Source organism: Legionella rowbothamii, from assembly GCF_900639985.1.
Taxonomy (GTDB): domain Bacteria; phylum Pseudomonadota; class Gammaproteobacteria; order Legionellales; family Legionellaceae; genus Legionella; species Legionella rowbothamii.
Genome location: NZ_CAAAIM010000001.1, coordinates 1,214,468 through 1,237,945, shown reverse-complemented (window position 1 = coordinate 1,237,945; position 23,478 = coordinate 1,214,468). Strand labels below are relative to the sequence as shown.

The following is a 23,478-nucleotide window of genomic DNA, read 5'->3' as shown; positions in this document are numbered from 1 at the left end:
TAAATAGAACACTATTTTGGAGCTTTGGATGGTTCTTTGGCATAGGTACTGCCCAATAACCATTGCTCCGTATTTTTATTTGGTTTTTCTACATTTTTGAAACAGACAGCCCACAGCACGAATAACAGGAAAAATTTTACTGTTAAAGTCAATAAGATATCACGAGTCAGTGGTTTTATCATTGCATCACTTCTCCTTTTTTAACATACCAAACTTTAATGATTCGGCGATTTGATTGGCTCTTTGAATTATTTGCTCAGCAGCCTCTTTGGGTAGATGATTTAGCGCTTCTTGTTGGAATAAATTTAGCCACCGGACAAAGTGTATTTCTTGAATTTGGGTGCGTTCTTTGAGTACTACATGCTTTTGGTAGGCATTACCGTGATATTCATTGGTTTTTAGCATGACACTATTCCAAAATTGGCATAGTAGAGGAATATGCTCGTCCCAATTGACTTGGGCTACTTCATTAAAGACCGGTCCAAGGAGGGTATCAGCTTGTACTTTTTGATAAAAGTGAGTTACGAGTGTCTCAATATGTGTTTTGGCCAGCGTGGTCATAATCTACTGCCAATTGATGTAACTTCAACAATATAGAGGACACATGTTGTGGAGCGTGTATTGGAAAGTTACTAATTTTCTAGGTTGAAACTAATGATAATAAAGTTATATTTTAAATGCAATTTTTAATACAAGTTTATAATTACTTTAAGCTATTCTCAAGGTTATTCTCATTGGACTCAGGGGGGATCGATGATAAAGAAGTGCTGTGTTGCCTAAGAAAGCTAAACTTTTTTAAGGTTTCTAACGATTTTTGATCACCGTGAGCTGTTTTTAGAGCTTGCCCGTCATAGAGGCTTATTAATAGCTCAAATTCTTTTATTAAGCTTTCTAAGTCTTGTCTTAACTCTGCTTGTTGTTGTAGTGATTCGTGTAATTGTTTTTGCGTACTCTCCAGATCCAGATTTATTTGAGAGGTACTAATGGCAAAATGGGAGAGATCTTTTTCTTTACTAGTAACAAATTCCTGTAGTTTTTGTTTAAGTAGGTCTTGATGCTCCTCTTTGAGCAGCACAGGGTTTGATAAAGAAATTACAGTGTTTTTAAGCGCAGATACGGTACGAACCATCTGTTCATGTTCTGATTCCAGTTGAATGCGGATTTTTTCTAATTGATTTATTTTTTCAGAAAGTTGGGTCTGAGTTTTTTCTGATTGCTCAGAGACTTCCGCTAATTGGTTTTGAGTGGTTTGAAATAATTCGGATTGCTCTGAGTTGGCGTCTTTTAGGCGGGTGATTGTTAATTCATGAGTATTTATAATCTGTTGTAATTTTTTTTTTGCTTCGGTTAGTTCATTTATTTGTTCAGTTAGGGTTTGGGTCTGCCTATTTAAATGCCCAACATTTTGTTGCAACTGTTGGTTTTTTTCTTGTATGCTGTCAATTTCATTTTTTAATTGCTCATGGACGTTTGTGATTAAACCAATTAGATTACCAAGCAAATTCGTAAGATTTCGCATAATAGTTTTAAACCTCTGAGTATTATTCTGGAGTAAGCTATGATGATCCGTTAGCAAGAACGCAACCGCAGTATAGCCGCTCAAAGCAATCAGACTGACCGCCATGCTGAAAATTACGAATGAGAATGCCACTAATAAGCCTCCACTGATTTGCACCCATAGTGGCCATTGCCCCCAATACGCTGCCGCACGCGAAAGCACGCTTTTATTATCAGCAAATGAATCAATTGCAGCCTCGAGGTCAAGCTGTAATTTTCCCAATTTTTTACACATCTGATCTATTTGATGTAAGGGTAGTTTCTGATTCAGAGTATTATCTTTGGAAACATTAATTCCCTTAGCAAAAGCCATTCTTAAGTCCTTCTTTATAAGCAAGATTAATATGAAAAAACGCGGCCGCATTATTACACATCTATACCTCAGAACCAAACAGTAAAATACTATCTCATGCAGTACATAATGTTATTTTTAAATACAATCTGAGCTATACTAAAATTAAAGAATAAATAAAAATGGGGAATCTATCATGAGCGGAAATATGATGAGTAAAGTTCTACGTACAGCGGTTTTTGCTCTAGGCTTATTTGCTAGTGCGGCATGTAGCGCACATGGTGGCGGCGGCTGGCACGGCGGTGGCGGCGGTTGGCACGGCGGTGGTGGCGGTTGGCACGGCGGTGGCGGCGGTTGGCACGGCGGCGGCGGCGGTTGGCATGGTTACTATGGTGGTGGTGGTTGGTGGGGCCCTGGTGTAGTAATTGGTGCTCCCCTGGGAGGTTATTACTATGACTCCGGGTGCCAAACTGTTCGCGTATGTAACAGCTATGGCCATTGTTGGCTGCAAGAATCCTGTTATTAATCCTTCAAGCTAAATGCAAAAAGCCGTGAGCAGTCTCTTCACGGTTTTTTAATTTATGTGTATCAGAGTAATCCCTGTTTGTTGGTGTAAACCATAAAAAAATGGCCCGAATTCTCGGTCAAGGAATTCGGCGACGGTAGTTTTATCTTTACTATATGGCTATGGTTAGAGCTTACCCTACAATTGTCCTATTCTGTGGTATTATTGTGCATTTTATTGTTTACATTGAGACATTATGGAAAATACATTGGAATACTTGAAGCATTTAAAGTGGGAGCATATCGCGTTTTCTTTAATGCTCCTCTTTTTTGGTTATTTTATTGCAAAAAAAATTAGTGCTTTAGTTGGAAAGTTCATTGAGAATAAATTTTCAAAACATCATGCTATGCTTTCTAGTCGTGTTGTTTATTATGGGTTATTTTTATTATTTTTGGTTTCTGCTCTGCATGAAATGGGGTTTAAGCTTACTATTTTATTAGGTACGGCAGGGTTATTTACCGTTGCGCTAAGTTTTGCATCCCAAACTGCCGCATCAAATCTTATTAGTGGGGTTTTTCTGCTATTTGAACGTCCTTTTAAAGTTGGGGATGTTATTTCGATTAAAGATATTAAAGGAACCGTTGAAACAATTGATTGGTTATCAACTAAGATCAAAACCAGTGACAATCGTCTGATTCGTATCCCTAATGAGGGTTTAATTAAATCGGAAATTACCAACTTGAGTATCTACCCGCTAAAACGAGATGAAATTGTTTTACGTATTGATTCCATTCATAATATTAGTAATATTAAAATGCTGCTGAGAGATATTTGTGATGAATGTGGTCATATCTCACCCAAGTCAGGCACGAAAATTTTATTATCGCAAATGTTGGATAAGGGCGTCGAATTGAAAGTGTTATATTGGTCAAAAACTGATTTAGCATTGGTTCGTGATGAATTATTAACCGCAATTCAGTCTTCTTTTGAACGTGAAGCGATTACATTTGTGCCAGAGCGGGCCCTGGCTTAAAGGTATAGGCTTTCAATTGTAACGAAAACGTTGTCATTGCGGACCTTGGCGAAGCAATCCCGTGCGATGCTTCGTTAACACTGTTACTTCCCTGCATTCGCAATGACGGTATTTTTTACTTCCAACGATTACATCTTTCGGGCATAAGAAGTTGATTCTTCCGCTGCAGAAAGCTCGATTATGCTAACTGGGTCCAACGTATTCTCTTTCTTATCAGTCAAGATATTTTTCGGTAATACGGGGCTAGCTCTTAGCTCATGCCCGTTGATTAACTCTAATACTTCTTCCATAGACGGAGGTTCTTTAGACACTAAGGCCTTAATCAATTGCCGTAACTCCTGGCCTTGTTCCCCACGAAAAACAGGGTGATTAAAATTATACATATTACGCCAATCGCTGTGAGATGTAGGAAATTGCATTGGCAATTCACCACAAGCCAATTCATAAAGTGTTGTAGCTAAGGTCTGGCATTGAATCTTTTCTAAGTTAATCTGATTTTTATTAAATACGCTGGATTGAAAATAGGCTTGGCTGGTGCTGGTGCGATTGCTGGGGATTTCAAGCTCAGAAGAGGCTATTAAGCCTTTGATGTCACTAATAACGATACCCTGCTCATTATTTAATAATATGTTTCCTGGTTTTAAATCGGTATACCAAATTTGTTTTTCATTAATGGCAATAAAAAACTCAGCTATTTTTTTTGTATAACCAAAGAGTTCTTTATGAATATCTGCAGTGGGAATATATTTTAAGTCGTTCCTTTTTCTTAATACATCAAAATGTTTTTGTAAACTACCTGAAGCATAAAATTCACTGTATTCTAGATAAGTTATTTCTTGTTGATCTGCAGAAACAAATTCTATTAAATAAGGTTGAGGTATTTGGGGGAGATCTTGGATTTGCTCGCGAATAAAACGAGGAGAAACTCCAGAATCCTCCTCATTTTTATCCATCCTTAAAAAGCGGACGACGAAACTATCTTCTTCATGATTGACTTGCACAATCGGATTGTTATTACTTTTTATTGAGACGACTTTATACTCCTCATCGACTTTGTCAAGCTCACCTTCTACAAGGGTCCTAAAGCTATCTTTTCCTGTATAGCTCTCATAAATGGTGGGCAATTGTATCTGCGCTGTTAGATCCAAAATTTTGTCGCGCAATTGGTTATTGCTTATTTGATGGTGAATTTTATTTTGGATGTTTTCGATAGGGTTCTCAATAAACCATATGGCAAGAGTCGAGGCCAAATCATTTTTCTGAAGCCTTTTTTGATAGTAGTTATTAAGCTCTGTTAAATAATCTAATGCCTTTTGTGGATCTGACCTATAGTACTTATTAATTTTTCGAATGAATTCATTGACCTTATCTATTTGTAATCGTTTGGAACTGAAGAATAATCCACTGTTTTTTATTGGCGTTAACATTTCTTCCCTAAACCTTAATCCTTTTATTATGATCTAAATATAGACTATATGGTCATTAATGGTTCTTTTTAAAGAAAGAAGAAAAGGTCGTACGCTAAGTGCCGTGATGTAAGTCTTCAAAATAGGATCATTGTTTTTCGATAGTAAAATTCGGCTCTAATAGTCAGAGAGTAACTGTTTTTCTTGCTGTTATGGCTCATAGACGTTAGGCAGGGCACACCCATTAATGATGGTGATGCATTGAATAATCTTAGTTAGCTTTTTTTGAAAAGGATAAAGAAAGGGTTAGTAAATTTAATTCGGGACTACTTTTCGTTTTTAACCTTTCTCTAGAAATAAACAATGGTTAATAAATCGTGCACGAATAAAAGCTAATAATGACGAAGGCCACCTAAGTGGCCCTCCAGCAGCCGCTTTCTTAATAAAAAGAACTTGGCTACATTTTAATTATAGGTATTAAATCAAATTGTGTCAAATTTAACCAGGTAAATTATTGTAAAATATATTGTTCAATTGGGTTCTATACTTAAACTAAACGCAATGTTTAGGCTCTTTAAGATTGGATTTTGGCTCAATTCGATCGACATTAAGGATAGTAAACTTTATTTAAAAAAATTTCTTGCCCTTTACAAGGATTAACTTGATGATTTTTTGGATTAAAATTGTATCCCTGATTGCTGGATGGCTATTTTTTTATAAGATATTAAAGTCGAGAAATAGAAACTTACCTAAAATAAAGGCCACCATTATTACGCTCCTATTTGCCTCTTTAATATTTCAGTTTGGCAGTGATTTCTATGCGAAGCTAAATAGATTTATGTTTTCTATGAATGCTCAAGGAGAAATACCTATTAGCGCATCGATATTAAAAATTCGTCCAAATCAGAACGCAAATTACTGCTTACAATTTACCGATAAAAATCATAAAAAATTATCCATTATTTCTCAAGGAGTCGATGGTCAGTATTGTGGTGAATTTTGGAGGCTCAAAAAGGATCAGTATTTATTATTACCTTACAAAATACTTAATGAGAAACAAGTTCTATATTGGGCTTCTCCCACTTTAGAAATTATTGCCCCAAGAACGGGCTCAGAAGAGGAGTTTCATAAAAATTAAGATGACTTGGGGGGCATCGAAGAGAATCATTTTCGCCAGTAATATATTCTGCTCATCATCGCTCGGAGATGATGAAATGGCGCTTATTTGTACTTTTTTATAAAAGAAACCTTGCTTCAGATAATGAATTAGGCTTCCTTCTTTTTATCTGCTTGCTTAGCTCGGGATGTGGTTTTGGTTTTCCTTTTGTTTCCCATGCTTTCTTTGAGTAGGGAAATAAAGTCAACCACTGAATCCTTGTTTTGACTAGGCGCTTTTGAAACTTTTTTGCCTGATTTTTTAAGTTTCTGAGTTTCCTTGTTCAACCATTTTTGCATGGTCTCGCGATATTCATTATGGTATTTTTCAGGTTCCCAGGAGTTGGTCATGTCTTTAATTAACGCTTCGGCCATTTTTATTTCTTTGTCAGCAATTTTATAGGTTTTGAGTTCCTCTCGAGGAACATTCACTTCCTCTTCTTCACGAATTTCATCGGCAAAATGGATCAAATATAAGAGCAATGCGTGCTCATGGGGAATAATAAGACTCAACGATTCTTTGCTGCGAATAATTACTTTAGCTACACCTACTTTATTCGTATTTTTAAGCGCTTCCCGCAAGAGTACATAAGCTTTTTTGTTTTTGCTTTCGGGTTGCAGGTAGTAGGGCTTTGAATAATAAAGATTATCTATTTCCTTTAAAGTGACAAATTCCTCAATATTAATGGATTTGAACACATCAGGACTTGCCTTTTGAAACGCGCTTTCATCTACAATAATGTAGCTGCCTTTTTCATATTCCCAGCCTTTTACTATATTTTCCCAGTGAACCTCTTTTCCGGTATCCTCATTTACTCGTTGGTATCGTACTCGAGAGTTAGTTTTTGAATCCAGAAGATGAAATTTAAGATCATTGTTTTCTTCAACCGAAACTAAGGAGACAGGAATAGATACTAGCCCAAAAGAAATCTCGCCTTTCCAAATTGATTTAGCCATCATGCCTCCAGTTAATAGGGAGAACTACATCCAATTTATCCTTTATCAGTGCTTAATATTCAGATTAAATTTTGGTAATTTCCTTAGCGGTAAAATTACACTAGTTGATCTAATCGTAAAGACTGTTTAATTAACCAAAAATCTTGCCAGGGATCTTCTTTTAGTTGCTCCAACCGTTTGGGCAAGGTTTTTATAGTATAGCTATTTTCCTCAATTCGCGTGCTAAGTTCCTCCCAAGCAAGAGGGGTGGAAACCGGGGCATGAGGTCTCGCACGTGTAGAATATGCAGCAATTGCAGTAGCTGTTCGTTGATTTCTTAAATAATCCACAAATATCTTCCCTGCTCGTTTGGACTTAGTCATGGTGCTGATGTATTCATTAGGTTTAAGCTTTTCTAAAAACTTAACAAAAACATGGGTAAACTCTTTAATGGTGTCCCAATCGTATTCTGGAGTAATAGGGATTACGACATGGAGTCCTTTGCCCCCAGTGCTTTTGACAAAAGATTTTAGCTGGTATTGAGCTAAATACTCACGAACTTCCCTGGCGGCTGTTACCACTTGTTTCCAAGGAACATCTGGAGCTGGATCTAGGTCAATCACAAGTATGTCGGGTTGTTCTATTTGATCGATGCGACTACCCCAAGGATGAATTTCAAGGACCCCCATTTGTACTAAACTCAACAATCCCTCTCGATTGTTAAGGTAAAGGTAGCGTTCATGTTCAGCATCAGTCGGATCTTCAAATGGGGTTAATGTATCTGGGGTCGATTCATTAAAATGGCGCTGGTAAAAGCATTTTGTGTAATTAGAAGGGCAGCGTACTAAAGTCAACGGCCTTAAAGTAATGTAAGGCAAAATGTAGTCACTAATTGCTTCATAATAGGTAAGCATCTCTTTTTTAGTGATTTTATCCTCAGGATAGAGAATTTTATCTGGATGGGTTATCACAAAAGGGGCCTCTGATTTTTTTGAAGATGCTTTTGCTTTTTTTATTTCTGCTAAAGGTGTTTCTATTTCACGTATCACATCGCTCGCTTTTTTATCTAAACGTATTCCTTTAAAACTTGGATGACGGATGTGGCCGTCTTTGGTCCATTCCGTGAATTCAACTTCACAAACCAAGTTTGGTTCCAGCCAATGTGCAGTCGTATAACCTGGGGGCTTGCTGTTGAATGGATTTTTTAATGCTTTATTTTCTTGTAAAAGCTTATTGATTTCATTTAAGGATTTTTCAGTAAACCCCGTGCCTACATTGCCTGCAAAGTCCAATGTTCCTTCTTTATTGTAAGCACCTAAAAAAAGCGACCCAAAATGAGAACGTCCTCCTTTGGGCAAGGTGTAGCCTCCAATCACAAATTCTTGTCGTTTTAAACATTTTATCTTTAACCAACCCTTGCTTCTTTTTGAAAGGTAAGGTTCTGTACCGAGTTTGGATACTATCCCTTCCAATGCGTGGTTGCACGAGTACTGAAAAAGCTCTTTACCCTCTTTCATAATGTGATCACTATAATGAAGAGGGGGGCTATTTACCGAGAGTATATTTTTTAAAATGGCTTTACGCTCCACCAAGGGTAGGTGTCTTAGGTCATACCCCTCAAAATACAGAATATCGAAAACGAAATAGACAACGGATGTCTTTTTTTGATTTTTTAAAGAATTTTGCAGTAGTTGAAAATCGGAACGGCCTTTCTCGTCTAAAACGACGACTTCACCATCCAAAATTATTTGTTTGAAAGGTAAACGACTCACTGCCTCAACGATTGATGGAAAGTCCCTGGTCCAGGAATTATTATTTCTCGATTTGAGCTCTACCTCAGAGCCATTTTTATAGGTAAGGATGCGATACCCATCAAATTTAATTTCATGCAGCCACTGGTCACCAACTGGCGGGTTATCAACTAAAGTAGCAAGCTGAGGTGCAATAAACCTTGGGAATTCACTTTGAACTAACCCTTGGGGGAGGGTAATTGTCGGTTTTTGTTGATGTTGTATTTTACGTTTTCTTTGAGGTTTTACTGTTTGTTCTCCAGTAGTACTCCAAATACGGTCATAATTGGTGGCAATTTCGTCCATAGTGTAATTAGAAACAACACTTCTATCCAGAGCTTTGGTAATGTCATATTTTTCTTGGCTTTGTGCAAATTCGTCTTCGTGTTTAATTAAAAACCAATGTTTTTCATCTTTAAAACGAATTAAATCCCACCTGCCATTAAGCTTTTCTGCATGAAGCCGGAATCTTAAATGGCCTTTCTGATAGGCTTCATAAGGTTTTTCATCTAAAGGCTCCCAAGTTCCTTTATCCCATAACATGACCGTACCCCCTCCGTACTGCCCCTTAGGAATAATTCCTTCAAAACTGCCGTATTGAATGGGGTGATCTTCGACATGCATCGCTAAGCGTTTTACTTTTGGATCTAAAGAAGGCCCTTTAGGGATAGCCCAACTTTTTAAAACGTCATGAAGTTCTAAGCGAAAATCGTAATGTAAATGGCTGGCTGCATGTTTTTGAATAATAAAAAGACGAGAATGCTCTTTACTTATTTTGCCTTTAGGCTCAGGTGTTTTTGAGAAGTCTCTCTTTTTGTAATATTGACTAAGCCCCATAATCATTCCTTTGATTTGTTAGTACTCTCTTACAAGAAGATAACTTAGAGATTACTCATGAGTTAACTGCAAGTGCCTCATGAACTTTTTACCCTGACACGGAGTTCATTTAGGATATTGGCCAATAATCATAGTTAGAATTGATTTCGGCTGCTTATTTATCCTAGTGTCTTCATATACCATTTATTCTAGAAGCTAGATTATTTTCTGTCTAATCGAAGTAATTATTAATAGGATTAACCCCATTATGGATTTATGGGGTAGAAGTATTTTGCTCAAATTAACTTATTAATAAATAAGTATTTGAAATCTTTGAGCATTAAAGAAGGCTCTAAACTTACAACAGATAGATGTTTTGCAGTATTTTAGTAAAAGGCCTCATAGAGGCCTATGTACGCTACTCTTCCACAGTAATTTCGATTTTTTTCTCAGCAGCAGCTTCTTTTTTCGGAATTCTGATTTCAAGAACCCCATGAGAATAACGTGCGGTGATTTTGGCATCATCCGCAGTCTGAGGTAGGCTAAAGCGACGATAAAACTGTCCTTGAGTGCGCTCTCTTCGGGTATAGCTTTGATGCTGTTCTGTTTTTTCAAACTGACGCACACCTTTTAAAGTTAGAACGTGTTGTTCTAAAGAAATACTAATGTCTTCTTTTTTCACCCCAGGAACATCTGCGAGGACTAAAAAGCAATCTTTCTCTTCTTTGATATCGACCAAAGGTGACCAGCTACTGGTCTCAATGTAGGACGAGTCCTCCTGCTTTTCAATGTTAAAAAAATCATTGAGAAAATGACCCATATCACGGTACATGGGCATAGTTCTTCTTAATGTGTTCATGCTGTCTCCTTAAAATATGTTTTTGGTTGATTATTTAGATAAGGGTTCTTATATAAAATTCAAGACTAATATCTAAAATTTTTGATATGGATATGTTCTTAATATAGAGATGTGCAGTTTCCGGAGCTAAAATTCCTGTACAGAAAAAAACTAGGCAAAGTGGAGTTGTATTAGTTTGTGGAATCCGCTTAATTTGAATACTAAGCTGGTAATAATCAATTGCCAACTCAGTGGGGATAATAAAGCCCTTAAGACTATCTTAATTTTAATCAAGTAAAATAAACGCCTATTCATAAAACAAGCGTTTATATTAATGAAGCGTCATCTTATTCCTACTTCACCGAACGAACGAAAAAGGCCTAAACACTGCAATGTTCAGATAATCTCATCTTCATTTATAGACAATATAGATATAGATAATATAGAGCTTACTTTAAGCATTCCTCAACAATCCGATCTAGATTATATAGAACAAAATAGCTTAATAATAACTAAAAGCATAGATGCAGAAGCTATTTATGCGGTGGAAAATGGAGGAAGTTATAAGGATGAAGATGATGATATCCATATCCCTCTTATCTTGTTGCACAACAAGGAGATTGTGAGCTATATGCAAATGACAATATCCTCAATGGCAAATGATGCCACTATTGATTGGTTAGCTACCGCACCTGCTGCTCAAGGAAATGGATTTGCAAAACTGTTCTTATTAACAGTGTTAAAGGTGATAAAAAGCTATGGGATTGAGCAAATTAATTTAGTTTCTAGTGAGGAGGGGTTGCCCTTATATGTTAAATGTGGTTTTTTACCTGCCAATAAAGAGCTGCTTGTTTTTCTGCAACGGGGGCAGAGTCTATTCGACTCGATTACTCATATGGAGCATTTTATTGCGAATAGGAGTGATGTCAATCTCGAATTATATATGGCTTTTTCTGACGCCCATTGCAAGACAACATTGCAAAACTACTTAGCTGAGAATAGCACTATGCTTGCAAAAATTAATTATGAGCCTCAGGTGCAAACACTAATACAAAATGCTTGTGCTATTGAGCCTACGGGGGGGCCCTCACTATCGCACGCGTCTGGAGAGGAGCATACTCGTTCTCCCTCCTTACAACTTTCTTTAGTCAAGACATTTTTTACTCAGGAAGAAATGAAAGAGATAGGCTTATCCTTAGAAAGAATGCCTACGCCATAGGGCGCGTCGCTTAGGCTGGGGTCATTTATTAGGTTCCACCGCAAAAAAGGACAATAAGTTATACTTAAACGTCAGTCTTTCTAGCAATTGGTTAGTATATTTCACTTGATTGTCACACCACCTAATAATCTGTGGAACGCGTTAAAAGAGCAGGGTGAGGAGCCTCACTAATTTGCCACTAAACTCTTCATAATGCCACTTTCCACAAAGTTCCATTTAAAGAGTTGCTCTGTGGGATGGATTATCCTGATCCTTGATGTCCTTTTCTGGTTGACTAAATAAGGCGTTTCGGTTTGATTTTTTTTCCTGAAGTTCTATTTTGTTTATCAGGTCAACAAGCTCTTTATTCACTCTGTTTTCCTTAATAGCTTCTTTGAGTCCCCATCCATTAGAAGAGATTACCTGTCCCAAGATTTCTTTCCGTATTTTTTCATCTTTTAAGGATATAATTTGTTTCAATAGTGGGTTGATCTGATTGGTAGTTGAAAATAGTGCGATTAGTAATGCATTCCAACCTCCTCGACTACATTGTTTTAAAATATTGGCTTTATCTTGTGGATCAAAGGTATTGAGGATTTTCAATAAGGTTTTGGCATATTTAGGGTGACAATGAAGTGTGGTCATTAGAGAATTCCATCCATTAGGATCGCTCTGAGCCAAGAGATTTATTTGGTCTGTTTTATCTTCGGGCGTATTAAGTAATGTGTCTAACATTTCAGGATTAAAGCGTGCAGCAATTAAAAGCCAGGTATAACCATTTGAACTAACAAATTTTAATTTTTGATTTGAAATGGCCTGTATTTTTTTCCAACTCTCTTGTATTGATAATAATGAAAAACAATGCATTATGGCTTTTTCGTAGAAACGCTCAACAAATACCTCTACTGCCATGAGTACATTTTTGTCATCAGAATGAGCCAAACAAAGTGATTCTGCAATAAGATGATTATCCATTAGTTGGTTGGTTCCTAATTGATTTGCATCAATTAATTGCCATGGTGTATTGCGCTCACTCGGAAAATAACCAACAGTAGTAGTATGATTACCATTATTCAATACAAATGCCACTGGGAATCTGATTTTTTCCTGCTGCATTATTCGATGCATTTCTGCAAAAAAAATAGTTAATTCAATTTGATTATATATTCCCGAAAAACGGATTGGGGTTACTACATTTGCAAGACAGTGAGGGTTAGCTCGGGGATACATTAATAATGCATTGGCAGAACCTGATTCAGGTTTTTTTTTAAAGAGTTCTGGAAGCATATAAGCATTTTGATAGATGATTACTCCATCAAAAAAAGCAAAAATCTCTTCTTTAATAAAGAAATCTTTTTTCGCTTCATCTGCAAATGAATCTACAGGCGTTGCATGTATCTTTCCTATTCGTTGAAAAAAACTCTTAGTATCTTGGGCTAAAATAGCTTGCATTCCCATAAGCCCAATCCCAAAGCATAGTCCCTTATCGTATAATTTATAACCAGATTTTTCCATTCGATCTAAAATCCATTGTTGATTAACTGATATTGGATTTGAATTGACAAAAAGGTTAGATAACCATTCCAAATAAGATAAACTCCAATTTAGTACTAGCATAAAAAAGCCTGTGTTTTTTAGGGACCTGTTATGATTAACTATAGTTCACAGTCACCTAAACACGCTGTTTTCCTTTTAAAGTATTTAGATTATTTTTTAGTATACAGAGCTTCTCTGAGGGGGAACGTTCTATTGTTAGTTTAGCTGCACCGCAAGGTTTAGGTAATTTTTTATCAAGCTCTTCGGTGACACTTGAGGCAAGATATTATTGATACAAATTTAAATGAGGGTGATTTTAATCACCCTTCAATACCCTAAGTTTTTATGTATTTGGCCACCTGAAGTGAAACGAAAGCAGGCTAATTATCTTTATTAAGACCAAGAGTATCATTTAATCGTTAATCTTCCATGACATTATTTTTTAAATTTCGCATATAAATAACCAACCCCAGCAGCCAGTAATACTGAAAATAAGGGTTGTTTTCGAATAGATTTTGTCATGGAAGCAATAGTTTCTTCGACATATCCTTCTGCTGACTCATAAAGATCAGTTGCCGTAGTACCTATTTGTTCTCCTAGTTCATCTGCTGTCGGTTTTGTTTCATAGTAAGCATTCGTTACATTATTTTTTGCAGTATCGTAAAGCTTAGTTGCTTTGTTTTTAATTTCTCTAGCATTCTCATTAAAATCACTCATCATGTTCTCCTATTAAAAAAACAAAGATGTGTTGCATTGCACTACACTAAGCTTAATAAGGAATAGTCATTTGTCAAATCATAAAAAAGATGAACAAATAATTGACTTGCTTGCGGATAACGCGTATCGACAAGGCTCAACTATAAACGTAATTTTAGGCTGTTTATCAAATTTTTATAGGTTTCACAATGAATTAGGAAATACAGATGTCACGATTACTGAGCCTCAAAGTCTACCTGGTAATCGCTATAAAGCATTATTACCCCATGTCTATAAAAATAAGCCCGTACAGAAACGAATTATATCGGTGAAACAATATAAATCCCCACTCAAAGTAATTACACATGAGCAATTGATTCTTTTAAGCGATGCTTGTATAAATTATCGAGATAAGTTCCTTGTTTGGCTTTTATATGAAACGGGGCTTCGTATAGGTCAAGCATTAGCATTAAGACATGAAGATATTACTTGTTGGGATAATGAGATTCGCGTTAAATATCGATGTCAAAATATTAATCAAGTAAGAAACAAAACGCAAAAACCTACTCTGTAATGAACTTATATTGCGAATATGTTAGCTCATTAGATCAGCATAAATTAACTGAATATGTCTTCATTAATTTGTATGACTATAGTTCCTTACGATATTCAGCAGTAAAAAAACTTTTTTTATTATTGAGTAAAAAAGTTGGCTTTCATATACGACCACACATGCTACGTCATACACATGCAACATCTTTAATTAATGCTGATTGGGATATGGCATTAGTTCAAAAACGATTAGGCCATGTGAGCGTACAAACTACTATAAATACATACACTCATATTGATAATAAAAAAATGAAGAGCGCTTTCAAGCTTTATCTTACTAACCAGGAGAAAAGCCAATGAAAGCTCATGCTATTTATCAACATCAAAATAATGATATCGATGAACTATTGAATAAAGACGTTTGGCTTGCTAGCGATATTGGTCTAAAGCCAGATGGGGTACATTCCATATATTCTTTATCTTTTTGCAAAATAACCACTCATTGGCTAAAAAATGCGGCAATGAAATTTGTTAGACTTCAAGCTGCAACAAGAAGCTTTTCAACTTGTCGCGGTTATATTAGAAGCTTCAATCATTTTACAGACATTTAATACTCGTTCAGCTTCAGCTAAACAAAGGTGAGTACAGACACAATTTACCGCGTTGGATCTTTTTTGCGAACCAAGGTGAGTTTACTACTGGTGATTACCTGGAGATAATGAACAAGGCAAGTTCATTAAGTCTGCTCTCTAATGCCATTCTATACTGGAACACCTCTAGGATCAGCAACATTGTCGATGAACTGAGGACACAAGGTGAAACAGTGGATGATAACTTACTGGCCCATATTTCCTTGTTACCCTATAAGCATGTACTGCCGAATGGGACTTACTTCGCCAAAGGGGAGACAATATCAGATAAGAATTAACAGATCTTTAGCCTACGTTTTCGGAGCTGGGGAGTTTTGTACTGAGATTTACGGTTGTGAATAGAACTACAAGGGTGAAACCGTAAATTTCTGTTCAAATGCCCCCGCTAGTCCCTTTTAGAGGATCGTTTACATTTTAATTTACTGTAATTTTTGCGACAAAACCAAGATAACCAGGGGTTTTTGGTTTTAAAAAGCTCTGATTGTTCGACTAAAAGGCATTTAATTTGGTTTTTTCGAAGAGGCGATAGGAAAGGATGAACCTACACCTGGTTTTAATGATTGGATAACTTGTAATTATTATAAAATGCTCGAGGATCTTTTATTTAATAATGAATATTATCTTGAGAGGATTGAAGAGCATTTCGACTATCTACGTGAAACTTGGAATAGAATGAGAGGTAAGAGGGCAATAAAAGAATATCAAGGATTGAAGTTCTTACGAGGATTTGAAGCAAGAGTTGCTTCTGATGTTGACGCAGTTGACCCAGTTAACCCTAGTGATCCCAATATAGTTTTACATAATTTACAGGCATTAGCGGATTTATTTAGGATTATCTTATACAAACGTGGACTAAACAAACACGTGGATTGCCCACCGATTAAGGATAAATTACTGGAGGAATTACTAAACGATAACGTTGCTCTTGCCAAGTGGCAAAGAGCAGAGATATCTCGCGAAGTTTTGCTTACCGACTTATTTGATTTATTGAATGCCGTGGATTCTCGACTTACCGTGGGAGATTTTTTCACCGCTACGAACGTACAATTTAACCGAAATGAGGATTCGCTCAGTTTCAAGCTAACGCTTTCTAATGGTTCAACGACGGAAATAGTGTTGAAATTAGATAAAAGGACTAGTCGATCGGCGTATGTATATCGTGAAGACAGTGGTCTAAGTTTTAGTGAACTATTTAATGATTTAATAAGCGGTATCAGAAGAGACGAGCTCTCTGAACAATTACGCAACCTCCCGTTATCTTTTTTTGTAAACTATGGCAATTATTCTTATAGCGAAACCAGAAAGCTCTTATCTTACCACAGAGGCTATTCAGTAGGGGAGCAGTTAAAAAAACAACGTGATTCTAGTGAGCAGCTCTATTTGTTTGAGGACGAAGCCCCTATTTCCCTAAAAATTTATCAAACATTCAAACACTTACGCGCCTTGGCAGAATTTGTTGCTCCTTTGTCAGAAGAACTTGAGATTGAAAATAGAAGAACTCATCTGACCGATCTCACTTGGGAACTTTCTAACATGTTACCTGCTTTTGAAGGTTATCTTAAAGGAGTGGCCGTAAGAGAGTTAAAAGCAATTTTGGATAATCAAGATTTAGATGATAACGAGGCAGTTAAGAAAGTAGAGGAACAATTAAAAAGGGGGGTAACTCTTGAACTATTAATGAAAAATCGCCAATCAAAACAAGAATCGGATTTAAAATTTTTATCCATTATTTCTATTTTCATCGGTATCGGTATTTTTACTACTTTAGCTTTAGTTTTTAAACGTTTGTACGACTCAGGCGGTAAGAGTATTAATTTCTTTAAGCCATTATCACAAAATTTGTATGAAACAATAGAGCAGATTACTTCAGAGCTTGAAGATGATCCTGAACCATCAAATTCCTCCATTTTATTGTAAATGTTGTGCACATCTGGGATCGTGGTTTGAATTTAAATATTTTTTGGTTTGTGTTCAATTCAGGATTCAAGGTCTGACCTAGGAGTGGTTCAATTAAACCACCGTTTTAGTGAACTCTTGAATATCTGTATTGAAATTGAACTTTCGTGGGTTTCGGCGGTTTAAAAAACTGTTTCAATTAAATATTGTTTAATTTATTGCAAAGGCGCACTTTATTGAACTGAAGCAGGATAATCATGAGATTAACTAAAGGATAGAAGTACCTCTAAGCATCACCGAAGTATTGAGCAACATCGGAAAGTTAATAAAATAGAGATATTAAATACAAAATGGTGTGTAGGGAAAAAAATGATATAAGAGTAAGACTCCATAAAAATAGCCCTACGTAAGGAAAAAATTTAAAAATCGTCTCTAGAGCATACCTTATAACTAAATATGAGTATATTGTTCTGCCCACCTTTAAAGCATATCCTGGTGGTTTATATTCACCATCATAAAAATTATCTGATACTTTAAGTACTAAAAAGCCATTTATGTAATAAAGATTTCTATGAGGAGTTATTTTAGTGGGGTATATTTCAATTAAATTATTATTTCTAGGTATTTTTTTTGCTTCTATATACTTGTGAAGTTTTTTTAAAAAATTCTTAGTCGCTGTGTCGGTAATTTTCTTATCTATTAATTCTTCATAAGTCCAGTATAAAAAAAACAAAATTCCAAAGAAAAAGATAATTTTTAAATTTTTATTTGAAAGCCAGTCCAAATCAATAGACCACAGTCTTGGGATGATTGGTTTTTTTAAAATATACTGTTGTGTGGTAACAATAAGAAGACCTAGAAAATATTTTTTCATGATTCATCCTAATTTCTCAAAAAAACTTATGATTTCCTCGCTATCTCCTATATATATAATTTTGGTTTTATATTGAGCATCAAATTTTTGCTCTTTTAAAAAAGCGCTCCATTTTTTGTCTGTTATATATAAATCAGAAACGGAGAGCATATCGGCAGTATGCTGAATATCCATTAGATCGCCTGATTTAATTTCATTTTTGCTTGTTTTCATCTTAGCTAGTAATGCACATTTTAATGCTACATGGGGCAACTCTTTATAATAAGGCGAATTATAGAAGGCTTTGAGTTCGTTTATAGCCGTTAAATCATTATTATTTAGGGAGCACCACATTAATAAGTCCCATATTTTGTAAGTCGAACTTAATAAAAAATCCAAAGGAGATAGGAGATTCACACTTGGATTTTGCTCTAGAAGAGTATTGTATCTTTGATTTAATTCCTTATTAAACTGCTGCTGATATTCTATATTTTGCTGTATATTATTAGCTCGTTCTTGATTTAAAGAGGTAATTAAATCCCTTTTTATGGATTCCTGAGTTTGCATTGACTGGATAAAAGGATTGAAAGAAGGATAAATTACTATCTGCCTAGCAAGAGTTTCTCTCATCTCTACTACTGGATCATAATCAAAATAATCTAAATAGGATAAGCATATCTCTTTTTTATTCGCTAGGTAACTTTTCATCCCTGCTCGTGTTTGAATATTTTCAATATCCCACGATGAGCTAGCTAGGATTCCTAAAGTAATCGATTGCATGGTATCAAACCACTCTCTATTTTTATCTTCTCCAATTATTTCTAAACCTTGCTCAGAAATGGGGATTAAAATCTTCCCTTCTAGCACTCCTTTTTCCAAATATGGAGATAATAAGGAAATGTTCTTTAATTCAGATTCATTTAATCTATGTGGATTATTATTTAATTTGGTTAGTAGCAACATAACAGAGGTATCTAACCATACTATTGGAATGGGACACTTGGTGATTTTAATCAATAATTTTCTCCTAACATGATGTCATTTTTCTTTAAGGTATTTGTATAAAGTTGGTTTCGAAACCCCTATAAACTCGCATATTTTATTTATGCTATGTTGTTTTCCTTCATAAAGCTGTAAAGCTAATTTTGCTTTATCGTTGGATAATTTTTTAGGACGGCCACCATTCCTACCTCTTGCTCTTGCAGCCTGAAGACCAGCGTGAGTACGCTCTCTAATAAGGCTGCGCTCAAACTCAGCTAATGCACCAAAGATATGAAAAATTAATTTTCCTGAGCTTGAAGATGTATCAATTGATTCATGTAGGCTTTTTAATCCAATTTTTTTAGAATCGAGCAGGGCGACCATTTCAATTAAGTCTTTAAGAGAACGGCTTAATCTATCTAGACGCCAGACAACAAAAACATCTCCTTCACGAGCAAACTCTAATGCGGCTTCTAAGCCTGGTCTTTGAATTTTACTTCCAGTCATGTGATCTTCAAAAATTCGCTCACAACCAGAAGTTTTTAAAGCATCATTCTGTAAGTTTAAATTTTGATCATCCGTTGAAACACGTGCATATCCAATTAGCATAATATTTCCAGTTAAAAATCTCGATAAAATTTATATTAAGTTAACGTAGAATATTTTACCATATTTATTTACCAAATTTGGACTTATAAATTAAAAAATTTTAATAGTTTTAAAAAAGTAAAATAAACCCCGTTTACTTAACTCTATTAGCATAACAATTGTGTCTGCGCGCAGACATATTGTAGGGGAAGGAAGTGGATAGAGAACTCTCTAGCATAAATGAAGAACAGTTGTATTCTGATATCAGTCAATTGATAGAGGTCACTCAGCAACGAACCTTGCATGAAATTAATAGGGCAGGGGTTCTATTATATTGGCATATAGGGCGGCGTATTAATCACGATATATTAAAACATGATCGAGCGGCTTACGGCGCGAATGTTATAAAACTCTAGCAGATAAGTTACAGACAAAATTTGGAAAAGGTTTTGGTTTGCGTGTTATACATCGGTGTGCTCAATTTGAAAATTTTTTTCTGATGAGAGAATTGTTTTATCTCTAAGTCAGCATTTGAAATGGACTCATTTTGTATCTCTACTAAACATTAACAACAAGCTTAAAAGAGAGTTCTACGCTGAAATGTGTCGAATTGAAAGATGGAGTACAAGAGAGCTCTCAAAAAAAATTGACGACATGTTATATGAAAGAACAGCAATTGCTAAGAAAGCTGACGACGTGATTGAAAAAGAAATTTCAAAATTACGTGAAACGCAAATATTAGAGCCTGATTTAATTATTCAAGATCCCTATATATTCTCATATTTAAGTTCTGAAGTATTAAATGATGAGAAAACATTAGAAGATGCGATTTTAAAGGACATTGAGGAATTTTTATTAAGCATGGGGAAGGGATTCACTTTTCAAGAGCGGCAGAAAGTAATTGAAATAGATGGCGAATTTTTTAGAATAGATTTACTGATGTTTCACCGAAAATTACGCTGTATGGTAGCGATTGAATTAAAAAAAGGTAAATTTAAAGCTGCAGATAAGGGACAAATTGAATTATACCTACGATGGTTAGAGAAGCATGAAATGCAACCTGGATAAAATCCACCAATTGGAATTGTTCTTTGTTCAGAAAAATCTGATGAGCGAGTTGAGTTATTACAATTAGAGAAAAGGGGAGTCAGAGTTTCTCAATTTATTACAGAGCTTCCGCCTAAAGCCATATTTGAGAAAAGGTTGCACGAAGCCATTGAGCGCGCAAGGGAAAAAGAATTTAGTCATAAATTACAGGAATAAAATAAAAGCTGAGCCTTTAATAAATTTTTAACTAAGGAATGCCATATTGATAAGATAGAGGCCTAGGGCTTTGATTTTAATGATAATTTTACTGATTATTGTAATAATTACCCCACAGCAGCGTCAACTTAATGGTGTTATGGGCTGTTGCTTTGAGAAGACCAGTGATTGAGATTTAGTCTTACAGTGCGATTTTTGAATTTTTAGACTAACCTAGTTGTCAAGTATGGTGTAAAATTTAATTGATCTTATATTGAATGAAAGAGACTAATGGATATTTTACAATGTTTAAAAAGTTTCACTACTGTGGTTGAATGCAATAGTTTTGCTGCTGCTGCCAAAACACTATCTATTTCTTCCTCCAAGATAAGTAAGCAAATTACTAACTTAGAATTGGAGTTAAAAACCAAATTATTTATTCGTTCCACGAAGCAATTAATATTAACTGATAAAGGGCAAATGTTATATGAGAAGGTTGGGAATTTATTTGATGAATTAAAAGTGATTAAAGAAATAGCTCTTCAGGAGCTTCCAATAGGTTTAGTGACTTTAAAATTGTGTTTAACGGTTGGCCCCGCTGTACTTTATTTGACAAATTTAACAACCCAGTTTATGCAGGCTAATTCTGGAATTACAATCGATCTTCAAATTGGTTCAAATATTGTTGATATGTATGAATATAACTTTGATTTGGCTATAACATTCGATGTAATTCGACAACCTAACATGGTTTGTAAAAAATTATTTTCTATTCAGAGATATATTTATGCTTCTCCGGAATATTTGGAGACGCATGGCTACCCGTCTACCCCAGAAGACTTAATCAATCACAATTGTTTAATTAATACTCTCTATGGACTGCAAAATAAGTGGATACTAAACTCGCAAATTATTCATGTATCGGGAAACTTTAAAAGTAATAATGCTGAGGTCTTAAAGCAGGTAGCTGTAAATGGGGTTGGTTTGATTTGGGTCCCTTATTTTTCCGTGCGAGAAGAAGTACAGGCAGGTAAGCTACTGCCAGTATTACCGAATGACAACTCTCCTGAAATTATGCTTTATGCAATTTATAAAAAGCATAAAAGAAATAATGAATACATTGATTTATTCTTGCAGTATCTATGCGAAAAAATAGTCACGGATGGAATAATTGAGCTTGATTAGTTAGGGTGCATTTAGCTAAGTTACCTCATTAATCATCTTCTGATGAGAGTATAGTTATTTCATTTAAAACCCCTTTCCTAATTTCTTTTAAAATACCACAGCTAAAAGATAACAATCTTTTGGCGATTTGATTTAGAGTTGATTTAAATGAAAGATTTAAGACCCGCAATCTGGTGAAGCGCTTGCAGGCTTATCATACTAGGTGTATGTTGGATCTTGAGGATTCTAAGAGTGAGGGTATTGAAATGGACTCAATGATCGAACTGATAGGATATGTTGCTTCTTTCTTAGTTTTTGCAACGTTTTATGTTAAGAAAATTTTAACATTACGTTTAATTGCGATTAGCTCCAATGTTGCATTTATTCTATATGCTCTTGGTAGTGACTTGCATCCCATTTTTCTTTTACATTCATTGTTATTGCCGTTAAATTTATACCGTATTTTTGAGTTAAAAAGAAATACAAGTAATTTAAATAGCGCGAATGTAGAGGCGGCAAGTTAATTGTCTCGAACATAGTGAAGGATCTTTAGCAGAGAGCCTTCACCCGGTTCAAGATTATTTAACATTTAATGTACGTTATCCTGAGAAGTTTCTGATGAAGGATATCCTGAGGGTGGCACGTTCCACGCCACATTCAGGAGTTCCTTGTTTTACTCGCGATGGTGTTGCTTCCCTACGTGTTCAATGGGGTTGTTGGATCATTTATCTTAAGGCTTTTGCAGTACGTAATTGTTTCGCCGGTTTCTGGGGCCATGAATTCTCTTGTGGTGAGTCCGTGGGCAATCAGGCGGCGGTTTAGATTAATTACCGGGTCATTTATTTTTTCCATGGACAAACGAAACGTTTGGTGGTGAGTTGCGATGCTTAAGCTGCTTTGCAAATCAATGCTGGCTAAAATAGCTTCTTCAGGATTCATATGATGGTCTTGCATAAACCAGCGTGGCTCATACGATCCTATAGGCAAAATGCTAATGTCCGGTGCACCTAAGCGTTCTTGAATCAACTTGAAGTGAGAACCATAGCCTGAATCACCACAGAAATAGACCTTCAGGGCATCACATTGAATCCAAAATCCACCCCAAAGCGCAGTGTTGGTATCTTTAAATGTGCGCATTGACCAATGTTGTGCAGGAACTAAAGTAATCGCATGCATCTTAGTTAATGCTTGGGTTTGCCACCAATCCAATTCAATTACCCTAGGAAATATTTTTGTTTTTAGGTACTTACGGTTACCTAAAGGAACGATAAATAAGGGTTGAAACATCTGTTGTAATTTTTTGAGTGCGGGTAAGTCCATATGGTCATAATGATTATGGCTAATGAGCACCACATCAATTGTTGGTAACTCATCTAACTCAATACCAGGTCTACGAACTCTTTTGGGGCCTAATAAATATATTGGCCCCGCTCTTTTAGAAAACACAGGGTCAGTTAAAATATTCATATTGTGTAGTTGAATCAGATGGCTTGCATGATTTACATAAGTAATTGATACCTCATCGTTTTTTAATTGTCCTGCCAGTTCCGGTGTTGCCTTATTTTCAACAAAACTAGGCCAGGGATTTTTGCCTTTACGTTCTCTAAGCATTTTCCATACGTGTCCCCAACTTTTGGTCGTGTTGAGTCCAGGGTTGAAAAAAAGCTTACCATTGCAGTGATCTGATTTAGGATAATGCGAAGCAGAGACATTCAGCTCTGGTTTGGTTAGGGTGTCATCAGTGCTTGGAGGCATATCATTACGTCCTTCATATTGTTTTTGAAAATTATAGCC

26 protein-coding genes and 1 pseudogene are annotated in these 23,478 nt (G+C 35.7%); 14 read left to right on the top strand and 13 right to left on the bottom strand.

The genetic code is table 11. From position 1 onward, the window contains the following. Window positions 1-11 precede the first annotated feature (11 nt). The 3 genes from cydP to E1P08_RS05250 form a co-directional block, all read right to left on the bottom strand. Window positions 12-182: a cytochrome oxidase putative small subunit CydP gene (cydP, locus tag E1P08_RS17130; protein WP_165485090.1), complete on the bottom strand. Its 171-nt coding sequence runs from the start codon at window positions 180-182 to the stop codon at window positions 12-14. A 4-nt stretch (window positions 183-186) separates the two neighbouring features. Then, window positions 187-561: a group III truncated hemoglobin gene (locus tag E1P08_RS05255; RefSeq protein WP_133135934.1), complete on the bottom strand. Its 375-nt coding sequence runs from the start codon at window positions 559-561 to the stop codon at window positions 187-189. A gap of 142 nt (window positions 562-703) precedes the next feature. Beyond that, window positions 704-1,870, bottom strand: coding sequence for a hypothetical protein (locus E1P08_RS05250; RefSeq protein ID WP_133135933.1), 1,167 nt, complete (start codon window positions 1,868-1,870; stop codon window positions 704-706). A 175-nt stretch (window positions 1,871-2,045) separates the two neighbouring features. Between E1P08_RS05250 and E1P08_RS05245 the strand changes: the two genes are divergently transcribed. Both E1P08_RS05245 and E1P08_RS05240 read left to right on the top strand, forming a co-directional pair. After that, window positions 2,046-2,375, top strand: coding sequence for a hypothetical protein (locus tag E1P08_RS05245; protein WP_133135932.1), 330 nt, complete (start codon window positions 2,046-2,048; stop codon window positions 2,373-2,375). Window positions 2,376-2,610: 235 nt separating this feature from the next. Further along, a complete protein-coding gene (locus E1P08_RS05240; protein ID WP_133135931.1) occupies window positions 2,611-3,387 on the top strand; it encodes a mechanosensitive ion channel family protein in 777 nt (258 codons plus the stop codon). 128 nt (window positions 3,388-3,515) lie between these two features. On the opposite strand, the gene E1P08_RS05235 is transcribed toward E1P08_RS05240, so the two are convergent. Next, on the bottom strand, window positions 3,516-4,814 hold the full coding sequence (locus tag E1P08_RS05235; RefSeq protein WP_133135930.1) for a protein kinase domain-containing protein: 1,299 nt from the start codon (window positions 4,812-4,814) through the stop codon (window positions 3,516-3,518). Between the two features lie 643 nt (window positions 4,815-5,457). Between E1P08_RS05235 and E1P08_RS05230 the strand changes: the two genes are divergently transcribed. Then, the gene (locus E1P08_RS05230; protein WP_133135929.1) at window positions 5,458-5,931 is read left to right on the top strand and encodes a hypothetical protein; all 474 of its coding nucleotides are present in this window, start codon (window positions 5,458-5,460) and stop codon (window positions 5,929-5,931) included. 128 nt (window positions 5,932-6,059) lie between these two features. Here E1P08_RS05230 and ku read toward each other — a convergent pair whose 3' ends face one another. The 3 genes from ku to E1P08_RS05215 all read right to left on the bottom strand — a co-directional run bounded on the left by ku (window position 6,060) and on the right by E1P08_RS05215 (window position 10,349). Then, complete coding sequence (ku, locus tag E1P08_RS05225) at window positions 6,060-6,905, bottom strand: non-homologous end joining protein Ku (RefSeq protein ID WP_133135928.1); 846 nt, start codon at window positions 6,903-6,905, stop codon at window positions 6,060-6,062. A gap of 95 nt (window positions 6,906-7,000) precedes the next feature. Then, on the bottom strand, window positions 7,001-9,511 hold the full coding sequence (ligD, locus tag E1P08_RS05220; RefSeq protein WP_133135927.1) for a DNA ligase D: 2,511 nt from the start codon (window positions 9,509-9,511) through the stop codon (window positions 7,001-7,003). A gap of 397 nt (window positions 9,512-9,908) precedes the next feature. Further along, window positions 9,909-10,349 carry an Hsp20/alpha crystallin family protein gene (locus tag E1P08_RS05215; protein ID WP_133135926.1) on the bottom strand — a complete coding sequence of 147 codons (441 nt, stop codon included), beginning with the start codon at window positions 10,347-10,349 and terminating at the stop codon, window positions 9,909-9,911. Window positions 10,350-10,662: 313 nt separating this feature from the next. Here E1P08_RS05215 and E1P08_RS05210 point away from each other — a divergent pair, with 313 nt between their 5' ends. After that, complete coding sequence (locus E1P08_RS05210; protein WP_133135925.1) at window positions 10,663-11,547, top strand: GNAT family N-acetyltransferase; 885 nt, start codon at window positions 10,663-10,665, stop codon at window positions 11,545-11,547. A gap of 216 nt (window positions 11,548-11,763) precedes the next feature. Here E1P08_RS05210 and E1P08_RS05205 read toward each other — a convergent pair whose 3' ends face one another. Beyond that, window positions 11,764-13,143 carry a hypothetical protein gene (locus tag E1P08_RS05205; RefSeq protein ID WP_133135924.1) on the bottom strand — a complete coding sequence of 460 codons (1,380 nt, stop codon included), beginning with the start codon at window positions 13,141-13,143 and terminating at the stop codon, window positions 11,764-11,766. 354 nt (window positions 13,144-13,497) lie between these two features. Beyond that, entirely contained in the window at window positions 13,498-13,782 is a 285-nt protein-coding gene (locus tag E1P08_RS05200; RefSeq protein ID WP_133135923.1) for a hypothetical protein, read from the bottom strand. 67 nt (window positions 13,783-13,849) lie between these two features. On the opposite strand from E1P08_RS05200, the gene E1P08_RS05195 reads away from it, so the two are divergent. From E1P08_RS05195 to E1P08_RS05175, 5 genes are all read left to right on the top strand, one after another. Next, complete coding sequence (locus tag E1P08_RS05195) at window positions 13,850-14,332, top strand: tyrosine-type recombinase/integrase (RefSeq protein WP_165485088.1); 483 nt, start codon at window positions 13,850-13,852, stop codon at window positions 14,330-14,332. After that, window positions 14,332-14,670, top strand: a complete 339-nt coding sequence (locus E1P08_RS17730; RefSeq protein ID WP_133135921.1) for a tyrosine-type recombinase/integrase — start codon at window positions 14,332-14,334, stop codon at window positions 14,668-14,670. The genes E1P08_RS05195 and E1P08_RS17730 overlap by 1 nt, the downstream gene beginning before the upstream one ends. Beyond that, on the top strand, window positions 14,667-14,921 hold the full coding sequence (locus E1P08_RS05185) for a hypothetical protein (protein ID WP_133135920.1): 255 nt from the start codon (window positions 14,667-14,669) through the stop codon (window positions 14,919-14,921). Before E1P08_RS17730 ends, E1P08_RS05185 begins: the two co-directional genes overlap by 4 nt. After that, a complete protein-coding gene (locus tag E1P08_RS17725; protein WP_207387338.1) occupies window positions 14,921-15,238 on the top strand; it encodes a Tn3 family transposase in 318 nt (105 codons plus the stop codon). The genes E1P08_RS05185 and E1P08_RS17725 overlap by 1 nt, the downstream gene beginning before the upstream one ends. 307 nt (window positions 15,239-15,545) lie before the next feature. Next, on the top strand, window positions 15,546-16,877 hold the full coding sequence (locus tag E1P08_RS05175; RefSeq protein WP_133135919.1) for a hypothetical protein: 1,332 nt from the start codon (window positions 15,546-15,548) through the stop codon (window positions 16,875-16,877). Window positions 16,878-17,178: 301 nt separating this feature from the next. Here the strand turns inward: E1P08_RS05175 and E1P08_RS05170 are convergent, their stop codons facing one another. Genes E1P08_RS05170 through E1P08_RS05160 form a run of 3 tightly spaced genes read right to left on the bottom strand, consistent with a single transcriptional unit; the run spans window position 17,179 to window position 19,299 of the window. Continuing rightward, window positions 17,179-17,730, bottom strand: coding sequence for a hypothetical protein (locus E1P08_RS05170; RefSeq protein ID WP_133135918.1), 552 nt, complete (start codon window positions 17,728-17,730; stop codon window positions 17,179-17,181). A 3-nt stretch (window positions 17,731-17,733) separates the two neighbouring features. Continuing rightward, the gene (locus E1P08_RS05165) at window positions 17,734-18,726 is read right to left on the bottom strand and encodes a hypothetical protein (RefSeq protein ID WP_133135917.1); all 993 of its coding nucleotides are present in this window, start codon (window positions 18,724-18,726) and stop codon (window positions 17,734-17,736) included. A 21-nt stretch (window positions 18,727-18,747) separates the two neighbouring features. Continuing rightward, window positions 18,748-19,299 carry a recombinase family protein gene (locus tag E1P08_RS05160; protein ID WP_133135916.1) on the bottom strand — a complete coding sequence of 184 codons (552 nt, stop codon included), beginning with the start codon at window positions 19,297-19,299 and terminating at the stop codon, window positions 18,748-18,750. 194 nt (window positions 19,300-19,493) lie between these two features. Here E1P08_RS05160 and E1P08_RS17625 point away from each other — a divergent pair, with 194 nt between their 5' ends. The 5 genes and pseudogenes from E1P08_RS17625 (at window position 19,494) to E1P08_RS05140 (ending at window position 22,208) form a co-directional block, all read left to right on the top strand. Further along, window positions 19,494-19,694, top strand: coding sequence for a DUF1016 N-terminal domain-containing protein (locus E1P08_RS17625; protein ID WP_133135915.1), 201 nt, complete (start codon window positions 19,494-19,496; stop codon window positions 19,692-19,694). An 85-nt stretch (window positions 19,695-19,779) separates the two neighbouring features. Then, window positions 19,780-19,935 (top strand): annotated as a pseudogene (locus E1P08_RS17620) (DUF1016 N-terminal domain-containing protein); the annotation flags it as partial. Further along, entirely contained in the window at window positions 19,933-20,346 is a 414-nt protein-coding gene (locus E1P08_RS05150; protein ID WP_242602381.1) for a PDDEXK nuclease domain-containing protein, read from the top strand. The pseudogene E1P08_RS17620 and the gene E1P08_RS05150, both read left to right, overlap by 3 nt. A 465-nt stretch (window positions 20,347-20,811) precedes the next feature. Continuing rightward, window positions 20,812-21,705, top strand: a complete 894-nt coding sequence (locus tag E1P08_RS05145; protein ID WP_133135913.1) for a LysR family transcriptional regulator — start codon at window positions 20,812-20,814, stop codon at window positions 21,703-21,705. A gap of 245 nt (window positions 21,706-21,950) precedes the next feature. Next, a complete protein-coding gene (locus E1P08_RS05140) occupies window positions 21,951-22,208 on the top strand; it encodes a hypothetical protein (RefSeq protein WP_133135912.1) in 258 nt (85 codons plus the stop codon). Between the two features lie 172 nt (window positions 22,209-22,380). Here the strand turns inward: E1P08_RS05140 and E1P08_RS05135 are convergent, their stop codons facing one another. Further along, window positions 22,381-23,439 carry an MBL fold metallo-hydrolase gene (locus tag E1P08_RS05135; RefSeq protein WP_133135911.1) on the bottom strand — a complete coding sequence of 353 codons (1,059 nt, stop codon included), beginning with the start codon at window positions 23,437-23,439 and terminating at the stop codon, window positions 22,381-22,383. Between the last annotated feature and the right edge of the window lie 39 nt (window positions 23,440-23,478).